This window comes from Streptomyces sp. NPDC087300, assembly GCF_044744425.1.
Lineage (GTDB): Bacteria > Actinomycetota > Actinomycetes > Streptomycetales > Streptomycetaceae > Streptomyces.
In genome coordinates, this window is sequence record NZ_JBIUYI010000011.1 from 175998 (window position 1) to 193444 (window position 17447).

At 73.2% G+C, this 17447-nt stretch carries 16 protein-coding genes and 1 tRNA gene; 5 read left to right on the plus strand and 12 right to left on the minus strand.

What is annotated here, in order from left to right:
- The first annotated feature begins 5 nt into the window (after positions 1–5).
- Positions 6–506 carry a DUF3830 family protein gene (locus tag ACIO9J_RS36740; RefSeq protein ID WP_402009208.1) on the plus strand — a complete coding sequence of 167 codons (501 nt, stop codon included), beginning with the start codon at positions 6–8 and terminating at the stop codon, positions 504–506.
- Between the two features lie 158 nt (positions 507–664).
- On the opposite strand, the gene ACIO9J_RS36745 is transcribed toward ACIO9J_RS36740, so the two are convergent.
- Together ACIO9J_RS36745 and ACIO9J_RS36750 are read right to left on the minus strand one after the other, a co-directional pair.
- Positions 665–2083, minus strand: coding sequence for an amidase (locus ACIO9J_RS36745; RefSeq protein WP_402009210.1), 1419 nt, complete (start codon positions 2081–2083; stop codon positions 665–667).
- 62 nt (positions 2084–2145) lie between these two features.
- Entirely contained in the window at positions 2146–3102 is a 957-nt protein-coding gene (locus tag ACIO9J_RS36750; protein ID WP_402009212.1) for a D-2-hydroxyacid dehydrogenase, read from the minus strand.
- Between the two features lie 287 nt (positions 3103–3389).
- Here ACIO9J_RS36750 and ACIO9J_RS36755 point away from each other — a divergent pair, with 287 nt between their 5' ends.
- Both ACIO9J_RS36755 and ACIO9J_RS36760 read left to right on the plus strand, forming a co-directional pair.
- Entirely contained in the window at positions 3390–4229 is an 840-nt protein-coding gene (locus ACIO9J_RS36755; protein ID WP_402009213.1) for a decarboxylase, read from the plus strand.
- The gene (locus tag ACIO9J_RS36760; RefSeq protein ID WP_402009215.1) at positions 4226–4963 is read left to right on the plus strand and encodes a decarboxylase; all 738 of its coding nucleotides are present in this window, start codon (positions 4226–4228) and stop codon (positions 4961–4963) included. The genes ACIO9J_RS36755 and ACIO9J_RS36760 overlap by 4 nt, the downstream gene beginning before the upstream one ends.
- Positions 4964–4982: 19 nt before the next feature.
- Here ACIO9J_RS36760 and ACIO9J_RS36765 read toward each other — a convergent pair whose 3' ends face one another.
- Entirely contained in the window at positions 4983–5243 is a 261-nt protein-coding gene (locus ACIO9J_RS36765) for a hypothetical protein (protein ID WP_402009216.1), read from the minus strand.
- Positions 5240–5488, minus strand: coding sequence for a hypothetical protein (locus ACIO9J_RS36770; RefSeq protein ID WP_402009218.1), 249 nt, complete (start codon positions 5486–5488; stop codon positions 5240–5242). The genes ACIO9J_RS36765 and ACIO9J_RS36770 overlap by 4 nt, the downstream gene beginning before the upstream one ends.
- A gap of 121 nt (positions 5489–5609) precedes the next feature.
- Here ACIO9J_RS36770 and ACIO9J_RS36775 point away from each other — a divergent pair, with 121 nt between their 5' ends.
- Positions 5610–6740: an LLM class flavin-dependent oxidoreductase gene (locus tag ACIO9J_RS36775; protein ID WP_402009220.1), complete on the plus strand. Its 1131-nt coding sequence runs from the start codon at positions 5610–5612 to the stop codon at positions 6738–6740.
- A 144-nt stretch (positions 6741–6884) separates the two neighbouring features.
- Here the strand turns inward: ACIO9J_RS36775 and ACIO9J_RS36780 are convergent, their stop codons facing one another.
- The gene (locus ACIO9J_RS36780; RefSeq protein WP_402009222.1) at positions 6885–8708 is read right to left on the minus strand and encodes a putative bifunctional diguanylate cyclase/phosphodiesterase; all 1824 of its coding nucleotides are present in this window, start codon (positions 8706–8708) and stop codon (positions 6885–6887) included.
- 327 nt (positions 8709–9035) lie between these two features.
- Here ACIO9J_RS36780 and ACIO9J_RS36785 point away from each other — a divergent pair, with 327 nt between their 5' ends.
- Positions 9036–10316, plus strand: coding sequence for a M6 family metalloprotease domain-containing protein (locus ACIO9J_RS36785; protein ID WP_402009223.1), 1281 nt, complete (start codon positions 9036–9038; stop codon positions 10314–10316).
- Between the two features lie 70 nt (positions 10317–10386).
- Here the strand turns inward: ACIO9J_RS36785 and ACIO9J_RS36790 are convergent.
- The 7 genes from ACIO9J_RS36790 to ACIO9J_RS36820 all read right to left on the minus strand — a co-directional run bounded on the left by ACIO9J_RS36790 (position 10387) and on the right by ACIO9J_RS36820 (position 17359).
- Positions 10387–10460, minus strand: a tRNA-Lys gene (locus ACIO9J_RS36790).
- Entirely contained in the window at positions 10451–11095 is a 645-nt protein-coding gene (locus ACIO9J_RS36795) for a bifunctional DNA primase/polymerase (protein ID WP_402009225.1), read from the minus strand. The genes ACIO9J_RS36790 and ACIO9J_RS36795 overlap by 10 nt, the downstream gene beginning before the upstream one ends.
- A gap of 172 nt (positions 11096–11267) precedes the next feature.
- Positions 11268–11621 (minus strand): hypothetical protein, encoded by a 354-nt coding sequence (locus tag ACIO9J_RS36800; RefSeq protein ID WP_402009226.1) that lies wholly within the window; start codon positions 11619–11621, stop codon positions 11268–11270.
- 361 nt (positions 11622–11982) lie between these two features.
- Complete coding sequence (locus ACIO9J_RS36805; protein WP_402009228.1) at positions 11983–13356, minus strand: AAA family ATPase; 1374 nt, start codon at positions 13354–13356, stop codon at positions 11983–11985.
- Entirely contained in the window at positions 13356–14951 is a 1596-nt protein-coding gene (locus ACIO9J_RS36810) for a hypothetical protein (RefSeq protein WP_402009230.1), read from the minus strand. Before ACIO9J_RS36810 ends, ACIO9J_RS36805 begins: the two co-directional genes overlap by 1 nt.
- 355 nt (positions 14952–15306) lie before the next feature.
- Positions 15307–16455 carry a hypothetical protein gene (locus ACIO9J_RS36815; RefSeq protein ID WP_402009232.1) on the minus strand — a complete coding sequence of 383 codons (1149 nt, stop codon included), beginning with the start codon at positions 16453–16455 and terminating at the stop codon, positions 15307–15309.
- Entirely contained in the window at positions 16406–17359 is a 954-nt protein-coding gene (locus ACIO9J_RS36820) for a phosphatase PAP2 family protein (RefSeq protein WP_402009376.1), read from the minus strand. Before ACIO9J_RS36820 ends, ACIO9J_RS36815 begins: the two co-directional genes overlap by 50 nt.
- Positions 17360–17447 lie beyond the last annotated feature (88 nt).

Here is a 17447-nt window from a genome sequence, read left to right on the forward strand (position 1 = left end):
GACACATGGCAGACCGATACATCGAAGTCTCCCTCGCCAAGCGGGGAGTTCAGTGCACGGCAAAACTGCTCGACGACCGGGCCCCGGTGACCTGCGCGGCGGTGTGGGAGGCACTTCCGCTCGGCTCGGAGGTCTATCACGCGAAATACGCCCGCAATGAGATCTACGCCCTCTTTCCGGCTTTCGCGGACCGCGAGCCGCCCCTGGAAAATCCGACAGTCACCCCCATCCCGGGAGATCTCTGCTATTTCTCCTTTTCCGGTACGGAATTGGGGACCCAGGCGTACGGCTACGAGGCGGAGGCCGACGTCAGGGCGGGCACGACCGTCGTCGACCTCGCCCTCTTCTACGAGCGGAACAACCTGCTCCTGAACGGTGACGTCGGCTGGGTGCCCGGCATCGTCTGGGGCCAGATCGTCGACGGCCTCGACCGGATGGCCGAGGCCTGCAACGACCTGTGGCGCGCGGGCGCGCAGGGGGAGTCGCTGAACTTCCGGCGCGCCTAGGGCCTTTCGTTTGGATCAGTCCGGGCTCGCGGGGTCTGGCACGCCCGCTCGCGGCGTTGTCGTCGGTTGCCAACGCTCCGCGTTGCCGCCCTCCTCCGCCTTGCGATCGCACGCACCAGACCCCGCTCCCTGATCCGGCCTGATCCAAACGAAAGACCCTAGTCGCCCTGGCCCCACGCAGGGGCCGGCGGAGCGATCCCCCCGGCCCCCGCCTCGTACAACGCGTGCGCCGCACGAAGCACCACCGTGTCCGCGTGGCGCGCCGCCACGATCTGTACGCCGACCGGCAGCCCGTCCTCGTCGACGCCGCACGGCACCGTCGCCGCGGGCTGCTGGGTGAGGTTGAAGGGGTACGTGAACGGGGTCCACCCCGTCCAGCGCCGGTGGCCAGAACCCTTGGGGACCTCCACCCCCGCCTCGAACGCGGTGATCGGCAGCGTCGGCGTGACCAGCAGGTCGTACGTCGAGTGGAAGCGGCCCATCCGGCGCCCGAGGTCCATCCGGGCGTCGACGGCGGCGAGATAGTCGAGCGCGCTGTGGCGGGCGCCCTGCCCGCAGATCTCCCGCAGGCCCGGGTCGAGCAACTCGCGCTGGGCGGGCGCCAGGTGCTGCACCACGCGGGCGGCCCCGCTGAACCACAGGGTGTGGAAGGCCTCCACCGGGTCCGAGAAGTCGGGGTCGGTCTCCTCGACGTACGCCCCCTGCGCGGCGAGCGACTCCACCGCGCGGCGCACCGCGGCCGCGACCCCCGGCCGCACCGCGACCTGCCCGCCGAACGAGGGGGAGTAGGCGACGCGCAGACCGCGCACACCGCCCTCGACGCCGGCCCGGAAACTGCCCGCCACGGGACCCAGCTGGGACCAGTCGCGCGCGTCGGGGCCGGTGATGACCTCCATCATCAGCGCCGCGTCCGCCGCGTCCCTGGTCATCGGCCCGACGTGCGAGAGCGTGCCGAAGGGGCTCGCGGGATACAGCGGCACCCGGCCGTACGTCGGCTTCAGCGCGAAGATCCCGCAGAACGCCGCCGGGATGCGTACCGAACCGCCGCCGTCCGTACCGAGCGAGAGCGGGCCCGCACCGGCCGCCACGGCGGCCGCGCTGCCCCCGCTGGAGCCGCCCGAGGTGCGTGAAGTGTCGTACGGATTACGGGTGATGCCGCTCTGCGGACCGTCGGTGACGCCCTTCCAACCGAACTCCGGAGTGGTGGTGCGCCCGACGAAGACCGCGCCGTGCTCGCGCAGCCGGGCGACCGCGGGCGCGTCCTCGTTCCACTTGCCCTCCGCGCGCACCGTCCGCGAGCCGCGCAGGGTCGGCCCGCCGCGCATCAGGAGCAGGTCCTTCACGGACACCGGAACGCCGTCCACCAGACCCTGCGGCGCACCCCGCCGCCACCGCTCCGCACTGGCCGTGGCCTGCGCGAGCGCCTCCTCGGGATCGATCCGCACGAACGCGTTCACCGCGCCCTGGCTCTCCTCGGCCCGCCCCAGCACGGCACGGGTCGCGTCGACCGGACTGAATTCGCCCTTGCGGTAGCCGTCGACGAGTTGTACGGCGGTGAGATCCGTGAGCTCAGTCATGCACGCTCCTCAGGAGGCGGTCGGGAGTGATCGGGGGTGATCAGCGGGCGATCGGCGGGCGATCAATGTCCTGGGACATACCCACGTTTCTTGTCGACCACGTTCGCCGGCGGCTCTCCGGCCGCCCACTGCTCGTACAACTCGACGAACTGCGCGCCCAGTTCGTCCCGCCAGCCGACCGTGTCGCCGCTCATGTGCGGCGAGACGAGCAGCCCCGGCGCCGTCCACAGCGGGCTCTCGCGGGGCAGTGGCTCCTGCTCGAAGACGTCGAGGGCCGCGCCCGCGATCCACCGCTTGGTCAGGGCCTCCACCAGATCGGCCTCGACGACCAGGGCGCCGCGCCCGATGTTCACGAACCGCGCCGAAGGCTGCATCACGCCGAACCGCCGCGCGTCGAACATGCCCCGGGTGTCGTCGGTCAGCGGCGCCGCGCACACCACCCAGTCGGCGCGGGCGAGCAGTCTGTCCAGGTCGGCGGGCCCGTGCACCCCGGACCGCGCCGTGCGGCCGACCAGCGCGGTGGTGATCCCGAGCGCCTTCAGCGTGTCGACGATCGCCCTGCCGATCGGCCCCGAGCCCACCACGCACGCCCGGGTGCCGCCCACCCTGCGGGTCTCGCGGTGCTCCCAGACGCGCTCGCGTTGCAGATCGAGGGTGCGCGGCAGGTCCTTGGCCATGGCGAGCACGAGGGCCGCGACGTACTCGGCGATCGGCCGGTCGAAGACGCCGCGGGCGTTGGTGACCACCGTGTCGGACGCGGCGAGTTCCGGGCACATCAGATGGTCCACGCCCGCGCTCGCCGTGTGCACCCAGCGGGGCCTCGGCCCCTCGCCCGGCCAGGCGTCGCGGACCGCGTGGGAACTGAAGTCCCAGACCAACAGGACGTCCGCGAGCGGCAGTTGGTCGGCCAGATTCGACTCGTCCGCGTGCAGGATCCGGGCCCGGCCGGTGAGTCTGCCGAGCCGGGGCGGGGGCTCCGGAGGCTCGGCGTCAAGGACGAGAACAGTTGATTCGGACATCGAGGGGAAACCGTTTCGCAATGTGGTTCCGCTTCCCTGGAGAAGTATTTGCTCGGCCGTCTGAGATGTGCGGATTGACCACGCTGGCACCCGAACCTACCTTCGTCAACAGAGGTACTGCCGTACAGGCGCCTCGCGAACCGAGTACTGTCCGTGCATCCGCTAGCACACTCTGTGCGGCCCGCCGCACAGGCATCCCCGTCCCGACGTCCCGGCGCGTCGCCGGCATCGCTCGTCCCGGCCCCCGGCCGGTCCCTGATCAGCACGCACGAACTTGGGGCCTGCTCATGGACGTCTCCTTTCTCGGCGGACCGCAACCGCAACGCGGTGTCGGTGTCGTCGCCCCCTTCGACTTCGCCCTGGACCGCGAACTGTGGCGGTGGATCCCGGACGAGATCTCCCTCCATCTGACCCGTACGCCGTACGTGCCCGTCGAGGTCAGCCTCGACCTGGCACGCGTCGTCAGCGAACACGAGACGCTGGGGGAGGCGGTACGCGCGCTCAGCGCCGCCGAACCCGAAGTCCTCGCCTACGCCTGCACCTCGGGCAGCTTCGTCGGCGGCACCGCGGGCGAGCGGGCCATGTGCGAGGCCATGACGCGCGAGGGCGCGGTCGCCTCGGTGACCACCTCGGGCGCGCTCCTGGAAGCCCTCGACGAACTGGGCGCCCGGCGCATCGCACTGGTGACGCCCTACACCTGGTCGGTCACCCAGGCCCTGGAGCAGTACCTGGCCGAGGCCGGTGTCCACGTCACGGGCCGCGCCTATCTCGGCCTCACCCGGCACATCTGGAAGGTCCCCTACCGGGACGTCGCCGACATGGCGCGGCGCGCGGTCGGGGGCGCGGTCGACGCCCTCTTCATCAGCTGCACCAACCTCCCGACGTACGACGTCATCCCGCAGCTGGAGGCGGAGCTGCGCATGCCGGTGCTCTCGGCGAACCAGGTGACGATGTGGTCCGCGTTGCGCAGGCTGGGTACGCGTGCGGTAGGGCCCTATCAGGCACTGATCGATCCCGCGGCCAGGCCGGGCGCGAGTCCGCTGAACCCGCCCGCGCCGCCCCAGGGCCACGGCCTGCCCGACGGGCCGGCCGCGGGACCACCCGCAGAAGGAGGAGGCTGGACGTGACGGCACTCGGATTTCTCTACCCGGGGCACTCGGCAGAGGACGACTACCCCCGCATGGAGCAGATGCTCGGCAGCGATGTCCGGCTCCAGGTCGTGCACACGGACATCGGGGTGGACGCCCACCGGGTCGACGCACTGCTTGAGATGGGCTCGGCCGACCGGCTCGCCGCCGGCGTGGAGGAACTCAGGCTCTCCGGCGCGGAGGCGGTGGTCTGGGCGTGCACCAGCGCCAGCTTCGTCTTCGGCTGGGAGGGCGCGCACGAGCAGGTGCGCGGCCTCGCCCGTGCGGCGGGGCTGCCCGCGTCCTCCACGTCGTTCGCCTTCGCGCACGCCCTGAAGGAGGTGGGCGCGACCCGGGTGGCGATCGCGGCGACCTACCCGGACGACGTGGCGGGGCACTTCTCCGCGTTCCTGAAGGACGCGGGCGCCGAGGTCGTCTCGGTGCGCGGGAGCGGCATCATCACGGCCGCGGAGGTCGGTACCTGGGGCCGCGACGAGGTCCTCGCGCTGGCCCGCGAAGGCGATCACGCGGACGCCCAGGCGCTGCTCCTGCCGGACACCGCGCTGCACACCGCGGCGTACGTCCGCGAGGTCGAGGAGGCCGTCGGCAAGCCGGTCCTGACGGCCAACCAGGTCACGGTCTGGGAGGCCCTTCGGCTCGCCTCGCGCCGTCTGAACGCCCCGGCGCTCGGCTCCCTGTTCACCAAGGAACCGCTGGTCCAGGTCAGGGACTGAGGAGGTCGCGGCTGAGAGGTCAGGGACTGAGGATCAGCCGGACCACGGTTAACGTCTGGACCGACCCGGAGACGTAGTACAGGACGATGGCGCCGTTGACCGTCGCCTCCCTGCGGTCGGGGTCGTCCCGCACGGGCGTGGAGCCGTGGCCGTACGGATCACGGGCCACCGTGCGGGTCAGCGCGGCCCGGAACGCGTCGGCCTCGCCCATCTTGGCCAGGGTGTCGTCGGCGGGCGGCGCATAGGTGACGCGGTGGCCGCGGCGGTGGCGGGGGCTCATGACGGGCCCCGCCGCTCCGCCTCGTCGGAGGCCAGCCTGGCGAGCCGTTCCTCGGCGTCCGGATCGGGCACCGCCTCCAGCATCCAGTGCCGCATCACCGCGTGGATCTCGTCGACCCCGGCCGCGTTGATGGCCCGGTCGAACTCCGCGCGGCGCTCGTCGGGCAGGGCGGCACGGATGTCCGGAATGGTGTTGGGCACCTCGACCTCGACTCCGTCGACGAGGGTCTTCAGTGGTTCAGCCATGGTCGGCACGGTAGTGGTGCGGGCGGCAGGGGAAGCGGGCGGGGGGAATAAACGGAGAGAGCCTCCTGTTGGCTCCGCCGTACCCACGTGACGCATGTACGCAGTGCAGGAGGCACCCTCAGTGACAGTGGACCCGACCGGCGACGGCACCCGTGACCGCGGCACCCGTGACGACGGCATCCAGGGGGAGCGGCACGGCACCGCGCCCGTGCCCCTGTCCGTGCTCGACCTGGTGACCGTCGGCGCGGGGCGCACCGCCACCGACGCGCTGCGCACCAGCGTCGAGATCGCCAAGCTCGCCGAAGGCCGCGGCTACCACCGCTACTGGGTCGCCGAGCACCACTCCATGCCCGGCGTCGCCTCCTCGTCCCCGGCCGTGATCCTCGCCCACCTCGCCGCCCACACCGGCCGCATCCGGCTCGGCTCCGGCGGCGTGATGCTGCCCAACCACGCGCCGCTCGTCATCGCCGAGCAGTTCGGCACGCTGGAGGCGATGGCCCCGGGCCGCGTCGACCTCGGCCTCGGCCGCGCCCCCGGCACCGACGGCGCCACCGCGGCCGCGCTGCGCCGCGCCGAGCGCCTGAACGAGGGCGCCGACGACTTCCCCCAGCAGCTCGCCGAGCTCACCCGCTTCCTGGACGACGACTTCCCCGACGGTCACCCGTACGGCCGCATCCACGCGGTGCCCGGTCCCGTGCAGGCGACCTCGCCCGGCGGTGTGCAGTCCACCCACCGCCCGCCGATCTGGCTGCTCGGCTCCTCCGGCTTCAGCGCCCGCCTGGCCGGTGTCCTCGGTCTGCCGTTCGCCTTCGCGCACCACTTCTCCGCGCAGAACACCATCCCCGCGCTCGACCTCTACCGCGAGTCCTTCAAGCCCTCCGCGGTCCTCGACGCCCCCTACGCCCTGATCGGCGTCTCGGCCCTCGCGACCGACGACGAGAAGGAGGCCCGCCGCCAGGTGCGGGCCGCCGCCCTGAACATGGTCCGCCTGCGCACCGGACGCCCCGGCCTCGTGCCCACCCCCGAGGAGGCGGAGGCGTACGAATTCAGCCCCATGGAGCGGGAGTTCATGACCACCTGGAACTCCAACGTCATCCACGGCGGCGTCGACGAGGTCCGCACCGGCCTCGACGACCTCGCCAAGCGCACCGGCGCCGACGAACTGATGATCACGGGCAACGCGCACAGTGGCGACGTGCGCCTGCGCTCGTACGAACTCATCGCCGACGCGTACGGGTTGCCTACGGCGTGAGTCGGGCCCCGTAAGGGGCCCGGGGAGCTGCGCGCGCAACCATGAAAGACCCGCAGTCGCGTCTGCCAGGTAACTCGGCAGACGCGACTGCGGCTTTTCGCGCGCTGAGCGCGCAGCTCCCCGCGCCCCTGGCGAGGGCACCCGTTACGGCGCGCCCCGCAACATCGCGGAGATACGATCCGGCGGGACGGCCCGCGAGTAGAGCCACCCCTGCCCCGTGTCACACCCGATCCGCCGAAGCCGCCCGGCCTGGGACGCCGTCTCCACGCACTCCGCGGTCACCGTGAGCCCCAGCCGGTGCGCGAGCTGCACGAGTGCCTCGACGATGACCTCGTCGGCGGGGTTCAGATGCGCCTCGCCCTCCTCGTACTGGAAACCCCGCACGAACGACCCGTCGAGCTTCAGGACGGACACCGGGAGGCGGCTGAGGTACGCCAGGTTCGAGTACCCGGTGCCGAAGTCGTCGATGGCGATCCGCACGCCCATGTCGCTGAGCGCCTGGAGGGCCTGGAGCGGCCGTCCCGCCGAGCCCATGACGGCGGACTCGGTGAGTTCCAACTGGAGGAGTTCCGCGGGGAGTCCGGTCTCGGCGAGGATCTCCGCGACGTCGGCGACCAGGTCCGAGTCCCACACCTGCCGCACCGCGACGTTGACGCTCACGAAGACGGGATCCCGCTCCGGATGCGCCAGCTGCCAGCGCCGCGCCTGCCGGCAGGCGGTCTGCAGGACCCACCGGCCGAGCTGCACGATCGACCCGTCCTCCTCCGCCAGTCCGATGAACCGATTCGGCGTGAGCAGCCCGAACTGCGGGTGCCGCCAGCGCACCAGCGCCTCGACCCCGCGCACGTCCTCGTCGGCGAGACCCACCAACGGCTGGTAGTCCAGGATGAATTCGCCCCGCTCGACGGCGGGCCGCAGTGAACTGGCCAGCGCCTGGCGGGTCATGCGGTGGGCGTTGCGCTCCGGGTCGAAGAGGGTCCAGCGGGCCTTGCCGTCGGTCTTCGCCCAGTACAGCGTGGTGTCGGCGGCCTGCATGAGCCCCGTCGTGGTGGTGCCGGCCGCGCGCCGTTCGACGACGCCGATGGACGCGGAGACGGAGAGCCGCTGCCCGGAGAGGTCGAACGGTTCCTGCAGTGCCTTCAGGACCGCCTCCGCGAGGTCCGCGAGCTGGTCCGTGCCGGTCGACTCCTCGACGAGCAGCGCGAACTCGTCACCGCCGAGGCGCGCCACCAGGGGCGCCGACCCCCTGCCGTACCCGGCTGCCCCGTCGGCGCAGTGCGTGAGGCGTTTGGCGACCGCCGCGAGCAGCCGGTCGCCGATCCGGTGGCCGAGCGTGTCGTTGACCGCCTTGAACCCGTCCAGGTCGAGGTAGCACAGGCCGATCCGGCCGGTGCTCGTGTCGTCGTACGCACCCGCTTCGAGCGCGGAGGCGAGCCGCTCGAAGAACAGGTTCCTGTTGGGCAGCCGGGTCACCGGGTCGTGCATCTGCACATGGCGCAGCCTGGCCTGGAGTTCGCGGCGCGCGCTGATGTCGGCGGCGGACAGCAGCACGGCGCGCTCGCCCTCGCCCCTGCCCCGCGCGTCCGGCAGCGGCTGGACCGTGACCTGCACCCACAGGGAGTGCCCGTCGGGATGCTTCAGGCGGCGGGTGCAGCGCAGCTTGGCCTGCCGGCCGCGGAGCACCTCGCGGTAGGCGTGCCAGGTGCGGGCGTCGGACGCCAGGTCGACCAGGTCGGCGGCGGCGCGTCCGGCCAGTACGTCGGCGGCGGCGCCGAGCAGCTCGGCGAGGGCGTCGTTGGCGCAGACGACGCGTCCGTCGGCGTCGACGACGGCGAGGGGGAGCGGGGCGCCGGTGAAGGCGGCGCGGTAGTCGGCCGGCCCCGGGGGGCGACTCTGAGTGACGGCAGGCCCGGCGCGGCCGGGTGCCGTGACCGCCGTGGGCGGTGGCCCTTCTGACGTTCCGTTCACCGCTTGCTCCCGCAGTGCTGTTGTTCTCGAACAGGTCTCGTCGGGCGGCGGGCAGCTGGCGGGCCGTGGTCCGGAACCGGGGCCCGCGCAGGAAAGTGTGCCGATCATAGAGGCAGGCCAGAGGCCCTTTCCAGCCGCGCCGCGGTGCGGGGTGCGGCCCACGGCCGACGGCAGATCGTTTCTGCTCGGCAGTGAACTGGTTCCTTTGCGAGCCGATCGCTTGTGACGTTCTGTGAGCGTCCGGGGTGTCGTCCGGATGCCCCTCGCTCACTCGGAAGGGCCAGACAAACAGGGCGAACTTCAACAAAACATCACAGGGTGGGTGGGGTGTCCCGCATTCCGCACCCGGAGGTCGACGTGCCGCGTCAGCTCCCCCCTTGGGGACTCACCCGTGGAGGGGAGAAATCTTCCCTGCGCACCACCGCGGCCCTGCTCACCTCGCTGACCGCGCTTGCCGCGACCTCGCTCGTCGCGGGCCCCGCCATCGCCGAATCGGCGGGCGGCCCGTGCGCCCTGCGCCGTACGCCCGCCCATCACTCGGAGGGCCTCGACACCTGGAACGCCTCCTATCCGCGCCCGGCAAGGACCCTGCACGCGGTGATGGTCTTCCTGTCCTTCCCCGACTCCCCGCCGCGGACCACCCCCGAAGAGCTCACCGCCGACTACTTCCCGGCCACGAGCCGGTTCTTCGAGCGCGCCTCGTACGGCAAGTTCGCGCTGCGCCCGCACCCGCAGCGTGCCTGGGTGGAGATGCCGGAGGACTCCACGGCGTACGCCATACAGCGCGACTGGAACGCCAAGCGGCGCGGCGCCTATCTGCGCGACGCGGTGGCCGCGGCCGATCCGCACGTCGACTTCTCGCGGTACGACATCGTCTACTTCGTCGCCGACCCGGACGCGCCGGGCGTCGACTCGGACGCCACCAAGGTCGTGAACTTCGACCGTCCGATGCGGGCCGACGGCACGGACCTGCGGCGCATCGTCACGGTCTTCGAGCGGCACCCGCCGGACCGCAACGTCCTCGCCCACGAGACCGGCCACGTCTTCGACCTGCCCGACCTCTACCACCGGCCCACCGACGGCAAGGGCGACTGGGACACCTACGTCGGGGACTGGGACGTCATGGGCAGCCAGTTCGGCCTCGCCCCCGACCTCTTCGGCTGGCACAAGTGGAAGCTCGGCTGGCTGGAGCCGCGGCAGGTGCGGTGCGTGACGGGCGGCACGGAGCGGCTGACCCTGGAACCGCTGTCGGCGGTCCCGGCGCGCGGCGCGCTCGGCGGCACCAAGCTCGCGGTGGTCCGCACCGGCCGGGACACGGCGATCGCCATCGAGGCGCGCGGCGCCACGGGCAACGACCACGCGACGTGCAGCGAGGGCGTGCTCATCTACCAGGTGCGCGGCGGTACGGCGTCGGGCGGCGGCCCCGTCGAGGTCGTCGACGCCCATCCGGAGTCGGAGTCCTGCTGGGGCGAATCGGTGTATCCGCAGCTGGCGGACGCCCCGGTGCGGGCGGGGGAGAGCTTCACGGTGCCCGGTACGGACGTACGCGTCGAGGTGGCGGGGCGGACGGCGTCGGGGGCGTGGACGGTGCGGGTCGCGACGGGCTGAGGGGCCCGCGCCCGGTGCCCCCGCACACGCGAGAAGCCCCTCGCTCTCGCGAGGGGCTTCTCGTTGTCTGTGCGCCGCCAGGGACTCGAACCCCGGACCCGCTGATTAAGAGTCAGCTGCTCTAACCAACTGAGCTAGCGGCGCCTGCTGACGTCGTAGACCTTAGCACCCTGATCGCCGCCAGGAAAAATCGATATGCGCACCGCGGACGAGGCGGCGGAGCGGGCCGCGCGGACACAGGCCCAGAGCATCACCTCGGGCCCCGGCAGCCAGGGGTGCCGGGTGTCGGGGGCGACCAGCCAGCGGGATTCCAGGTGGGTGGCGGGGGCGGTCCGGCCGGTGTCCCCGGCGCCCGCGGTGGGCGGCGGCACGGTGACCGCGTCGCCGGTGCCGTGACAGAGCACGGAGGGGACGGCGCGGCCCCACTCCTCCCAGGCGAGCAGGCTCGGCAGCCGCTGGGCGGTGCCGGGGGCCGTGAAGAGCAGCATCCGGCCGCGGTGCGTGGCGACGGGCCCCGAGCCGGGGCCTTCCTCCCATAACCGGTCGAGCATCCGCCGCCCGAACACGGCGGGCACGCTGACCACGTCGAAGGCGGCGCCGCAGGGGAGCACGGCGGGGGCGCAGGGGCGGCAGCGCCAGTACGCGAGGGTGCTGCGCGGATACGTTTCGGCGGAGGCGAGCCAGGCGGCGCCGTCGGCGGTCACGTCACAGGCGTCGCGGGCGAGGGTCGTGGGGGTGAGGGTCGTGGGGGTGGCGGTCGTGGGGGTGGGGGCGTTCATGGCAGACAGGTCTACCGGTAGTGAGGATTCCATTTCTGAGAGTTGCGGGAAACCGGGACAACGGGGGGTGAGGTGGAGTACCTTGCCCTCCTGGCATATGCCAACTGATCTTTTCGGTCCGCGCGTGGCCGCACGGGGGCGGGCGCTCGGCGCTGACGCTCAGTTCCGGCGCTCAGTCCTGGCGCTCGGCTCTCCCGCGCAGCAGGTCCCTGCCGAACTCGACCATCTTCTCGGCGTAGTCCTCGGTCCACTCCGCGCGCTCCGCGATGAGCGCGGTCGTCATCCGGTCGAACCGGCGCGGGTCGGCGAGCTGGGCCGCGGCGATGGCCTGGAACTCCACGGACCGGTCCGTGGCGGCCCGGAACGCGTGCGTCAGCTCGGTCGCCCGGTCCAGGAGCTCACGGGGGTCCTCCATCGACTCCAGGTCGAAGAAGTGCTCCGGGTCGGCGGCGGCCTCCGCCGGTTCGAAGAGCAGCGGCGCGGGGCGCATGCGCTGTTCGGTCCGGGGCCGCTCGGGCTCCGCCATGGTTCGTCCTCCTCATCCGACACAGGCCGTCCGTCCGGTTCCGACCGCCACCCATTCTCCCCCGCCGCACAAGTGGGCCGGGGGCTCTGTCCCTTCTGGGCTCGGTGGGCTCTGCCCCGTCGGAGGGGGCGGTGGGCTCTGCCCCGTCGGAGGGGGCGGTGGGCTCTGCCCCGTAAGGGGCGCGGGGAACGGCGCGAGCAACCACGAAAAAGCCGCAGTCGCGTCTGCCAGGTCGCTCGGCAGACGCGACTGCGGCTCATCGCGCGCTGAGCGCGCAGTTCCTCACCTGCCCCTGACGGGGGCGTCCGCAGGGGCAGGTGAGGGGCGCGGGGAACTGCGCGAAACCACGGTGCGGATGTGGCTAGCGGGGCGGCTGGTGGGGCCACCTCACTCGGTGTTCCGAGAGGCGGGCCAGGACCGCGTGGTTGGCCTCCCAGCCGTCCGGGAACTTGACCGTGACGCCCAGTTGGACCGGGTCCGTGGCGGGGTGGTCGTCCAGGAGGGCGTCGACGCCCGCGCGGCAGACCACGATGCAGGCGTGGCGGTGGCGGGAGGCGAGGACGCACAGGCGGCCCGTCTCCAGGTGGAAGGCCGTGGCGTCCGGGCGGCCCGAGAGCGGGTGCAGCACGACCGTCACGTCGTACTCACGCCCCTGGAGACGGTTCGCCGTGTCCACGGTGACATCCGCGACGCCCAGCCCCGCGAGGGCCGCCCGCACCGCCGCCGCCTGGTCCCGGTGCGCCGTGCCGACGGCGATCCGGTCGGCCGTGAGCGGCGCCGGGTCCGGGGAGCGCTCCGAGGTGGCCGCGCCGCCCCGGTCGAGGAGGCGGCGGACGACGAGCGCCACCGCCCGCACGGCCTCCGGGTCCGTGCGCGGCGTGTTCCTCGCGGGGAGTTCGAGCAGGCCCCAGCCCGCCCGCGCCGCCTCGTCGATCACCTCGTCGGGACCCGAACCGTCCGACGCCACCGCGAAGTCGAGCGCACGGTCGTCGTGCCCCGTGCCGCTGCGGAACGGCGTGTACGGATAGAAGGCGGCCGAGACGAGCGGCGCGGCCGAGGCAGGCAGGCGCCAGGACACCGGCAGGCGGTGCTGCGGCAGTTCGGGATTGTGGGCCAGGAGCGTGGTCACGGCCGAGGCCGACGGGTCGTACGACAGACCGGCCCACTGCTCCGCGCCGACGATCGAGAACGGGTCGAGCTGCCCCGGGTCGCCCACGAACAGCGCGCGCTCGAACAGCCCGGCCACGGCGAGCAGCGCGTCCGACCGCATCTGGTACGCCTCGTCGACGATCGCGTGCCCCCACGGCGCGGCCAGCTGGTCGACCTTGACGTGCGCCCACTTCGCGGCCGTCGAGATGACGACGTCCAGGCCCGCGAGGTCACCCGCCTTGGTGGACTTGCGGACGTTCGCCAGGTCGTCGAGCGCCTTGTCGTACGGATCGGGATCGCTGCTGTGCAGACGGCCCACCGGCAGCTCGGGGTCCTTCTCGGCGAGCCGCAGGACCAGGTCGTCCACCTGCGCGTTCGTCTGTGCGATCACCATCAACGGGCGTCCCGCCGCGGCCAGTTCGCGGGCCGCGCGGACCACCAGGGTCGACTTGCCCGCGCCGGGCGGCGAGTCGACCACGACGCCCCGGTGGGCGCCGTGCAGCGTGTCGTGGAGGATCGCGTCGGTGGCGCGCGCCGCCTCCGCGCCGGGGTCGAAGGTGCCGCCCGCGGGCGGGGCGAGCTGCATCACAGGGTGTCCTCCGCGGTCACGGGGTCGGGGCTCTCCGCGGCGTCCGACGGCGGGCCGCCGTGCGTCCACGGGGTGGCTTCCGGGTCGGGCAGCTTGGGCCCGCCGCGCTGCTCGTGCTCGAAGAGGGTCCAGCAGATCCGGTCGCCCTTGACCGGCACCGAACCCTCGTCGGGTTCCTTGCCGCGGCCCATCTTGTCGGTGAGGCGCAGGACGACGAGCGGGTCGGGGCTCCCGTCCTCGTACCCCACGAACTCGGCGGTCTGCGGCTTGCCTTGGAGGGAGCGGTACACCTTCGTGCGCTCGCCCAGGTGCGGACGGTCGTCCGTGCGCACGGTGACCAGGGGGCGCGGGCGCGGGTTCTTGCTCTCGCTGTACGCCATGACGACCTCGGTCACCTCCCCGGTGAACGCCTCGCCCGCGAGCCGCCTGCCCGCCATCACCAGCGGGTCGTCGAGGGCCTCCTGGGCGTCCAGGCGGGCCTGTTCGCGCTCGCGCGTGGCCAGTTTGTTCGCCGCGGTGATCGCGTCGTCGACCCGGGGCTGCGGGGGCTCGCCCGCGGTGACGCGGTCCCGGTGGCCGGTGAACGACCAGCGGTCACGGGTCCACCGGTCGGCGGCGTGCGGGGCCGTCGGGAGCGTGCACAGGGCGTCCAGGCCGCGCCACACCGCGTCCCAGGTGGGGCGGGTCCTGCTCTCGACCAGGGCGTGGATCTCCCGCTCGGCCGCGGTCAGCGCGGCCAGCCTGGCGTCCGCCTCGACGCCGTCCTCGGCGGCGGCGAGCGCGGTCCTCGCGCGGTCGTAGCGCTCCATGGCGGGGGCGAGCAGGTCGTTGTCGAAGGCCGGGTCGGTGGCCGGGCCCGCGGGCGGGCAGAGCAGCTGGCCGGCCGGGTCGCGGGCCAGCTCGGCGCGGCGCGCGGCCTCGGCGCCCGAGGTGCCATCGGGGGCCTCGATCCAGGCGAGCAGGGCGCCCAGGTGCTGGTCCTCCAGGCTGGACTGGCCGGTGGCCCAGTGCCGCGAGAGCAGCTCGGTCATCGCCGTGAGCAGGGCCGATCCCGGCACCCTCGCGCGCTCCCCGAAGTGCGTGAGCCAGCGGCCGAGCAGCGGGACGCGGGGCGGGGCGGGATAGGGCGTCTCGGGGTCCTGCTCGGCGGTCCTGCGAAAGCGCATGGAACGGCCGAGCAGCCGCACGAACTCGATGCCCGCGCGGCTCGGCACGATCAACTGCGGCGCGTCCGCGCACAGTTCGACCTCGACCTTGACCCGCTTGCCGGTCTCGGCGTCGGTCTCGTTGCGCTCGGCAGCCTCGACGTCGGCCGCGAACCCGTCGACGTACGGCAGGACGATCTCGGCGAGCTCCGCGAGGAAGGCGAAGCGCAGGTCGCGGTCGCGGGGCTGGGGGACGACGAGGAGCCGCGGCGCTGTGCGCTCGGTCCCGACGAGCGCGCCGAGCGGGGCGCCCGCCTCGCCCGCGGTGGTGAGCGGGACAAGCACGAGGGGCCGCTGCGAGAGATGCCGGTGACGCACCGTGGCACGGGGCTGCGCGCGCCCCGTGGTGACGGCTTCGAGCCGGGCAAGGCTGTCGATCAGTGACACATGCGCCCCTTCTCCGACCACGGACCACGCCCACCGTGCCCGCCTTCGGGGTCCGGCACACGGCCGTGCCCGTCTGCGCGGACCGGCACACCGCCGTGCCCGCCCTGCCTGTCGCCGGCCGGGGGATTCCCGTGGCTGACGGTCCTGTCCGGACGGGTGCGTACGCGTACCGGCAGGCCGTGAGGCTTCGGCGTGCCGTGCCCCGCCTCGCGAGCGCTTCCGTCCGCGCGAGCGCGTGTGCTCTCCGGCCGCAGGACGCGGCCGCGGCCACCGTCCCGTACGCCGCCCGCCAGGGGATTCCCGCCGCTCCCCAGCCGCCCGTCCCCACGCGAACCCACCGGCCCGCCCCCTTGCCTCAGCATGCCGAACCCCCGCCGGAGGCGACCGTGCCCGCTCCCGCGAGGGCCTCCGATCGCAGGGACGCCGCCCTGCGCAGCGCGGCCACCGCGGGGTCGTCCGGGTCGCCGCTCGTGCCGAGGGCCGCCGAGAGGACCTCGCCGATCGTCGTCAGGCCGCCGAGCTCGCCCCGGATCGAGCGGCCGAGCGAGGTCACCTCGCCCTCGTCCCTGGCCCGGTCCCGGCAGTGGAAGGCCAGCTCGCAGGCGGCCAGGCACTCGGGTGCGTACGTCGCGGGGACCGCCTCGACGGCCGCCGTCAGCTCCTCCGCGGGGCGCCGCACGTCGAACGTGGTGCCCTCGGGGAGGGACGCCGCGATGTCCTCGACGCGGGTCAGGCGGGCCAGCTGGCGGCGGGTCACGGAGAGCTGCTTGCGGACGTCGACCGCGGACGCCGTGGCGAAGTTGGAGAAGTCCTTGGGGCAGACCAGGAGGACGTGGTGGCGCACCCGCGGCGGGTTCTCCATACGCTCGGCGACCCGCTCCAGGGCCAGCGCGTACACCGCGGCCTGCCGCGCCGCCGCGCCCACCTTCGCCGCGTCCGCCGAACCGTCGATCATCGGGAAGGACTTGATCTCGACGACCGTCCAGCCCCCGTCGGGGTGGACGACGACCGCGTCGGGTTCGAGGAAGGCGGGCGTCCCCGCGACGTCGAGCGCCAGCATGGGGTGGTCCAGGAGCGTCCAGCCGCCGGACCCGGTGGCCTCGCGCAGCGCGAGCGCGGTGCGGGCCGCGCGGCCCTCGGGGCCCGCGGCCGACAGGTCCGGCACGGCGGACTCGCCGGGCACCGGCTCGGGCCCGCCGCCCAGGCGCCCGTGCGTCAGACGCAGCAGCTCCGCGCCGCCGTCGGCCTTGACCCGCGCCTCGAAGGCATTGCCCCGCATGAACGCGAACTGGGACTGGCCGAAGCCGGAGGGCGAGCCGAGGGACGAGGCGAGCGCCGTCTTGTCCACCCCCGCGCCGTCCAGGAGCGCGCGGCGCGCGCACCCGGGGTTGGCCGCGAGCGCGGCGAGCGCGCGGGCGTCGAGGGGACGGGGCGGAACGTCGGGGCCGCGCAGCTCAGCGAGCTGGTGCCGGAGCGCCGTCCCCCGCGTCGGCGGGGCTGGCACTCGGCTCGGCGCCGGGGTCGGCACTCTGCTTGCGCTGTCGGGGAATTCGCTCACCCGCCGAAGTCTGGCATCCGGCACTGACAATCGAGGGCGCAGTGGCCGAAGGGGCGGCGGTGGTGCGCGCGAAGAGCGCACGCAGCCGGTCCATCAGGGGGTCCGTGAGGCGTCGCACCGGCCGGACGAGCAGCAGGCCCACGCCCATCACGGCGGCGCCCGCGACCGCGTCGAGGAAGTAGTGGTTCGCGGTGCCCATCACGACGATGGTGGTGATCAGCGGGTAGGCGACACCGGCCGCCTTGGCCAGCGGGGTGCGCCCGTGCCGCCAGAGCATCACGCCGCACCACAGCGCCCACCCGACGTGCAGGCTGGGCATCGCCGCGTACTGGTTGGTCATGCCGCCGAGCCCGCGCGGCGCGCTCGCCTCGCCGCCCCACCAGCCGTAGCTGCTGTACTGCGCCATGGTGTCGACGAAGCCGTGGCCCGCGCTGAGCAGCCGGGGCGGGCAGGTGGGCAGCAGCGTGAAGCCGACCAGGCCGATCATGGTGGAGATCATCAGCCACGCGCGTGCCGCGCGGTAGTGCACCGCCCGGCTGCGGAACAGCCAGATCAGCACGGCGGGCGTGACGAGGTAGTGCAGCGAGGCGTACCAGAAGTCGGCGGGGACGCCGATCCACGCGTGCTCGGTGAAGAGACGGTTCAGCGGGTGCTCCGCGTTGATCCGCAGGAACTGCTCGACTCTCAGGATCCCGATGCCGTGGTCCACGGCGCTCGCCACGTCACCGCGGACGACCAGCCGGCCCGCCGAGTACGCGGCGTACACCAGCACGATCAGCGGCAGTTCCGTGTACCAGCGAAGCCGGTGTTCGGATATGCCTCCGGTGCCCGGCGCGTCGGTCTTCGGCATCCGGTCGGTCCCCCACTCGTCTCTGTTCATGCGGCGTACGCCGCCGCATCACCTTACGGTGACGCGAAGGGAGCCGAGGCATCCCCCG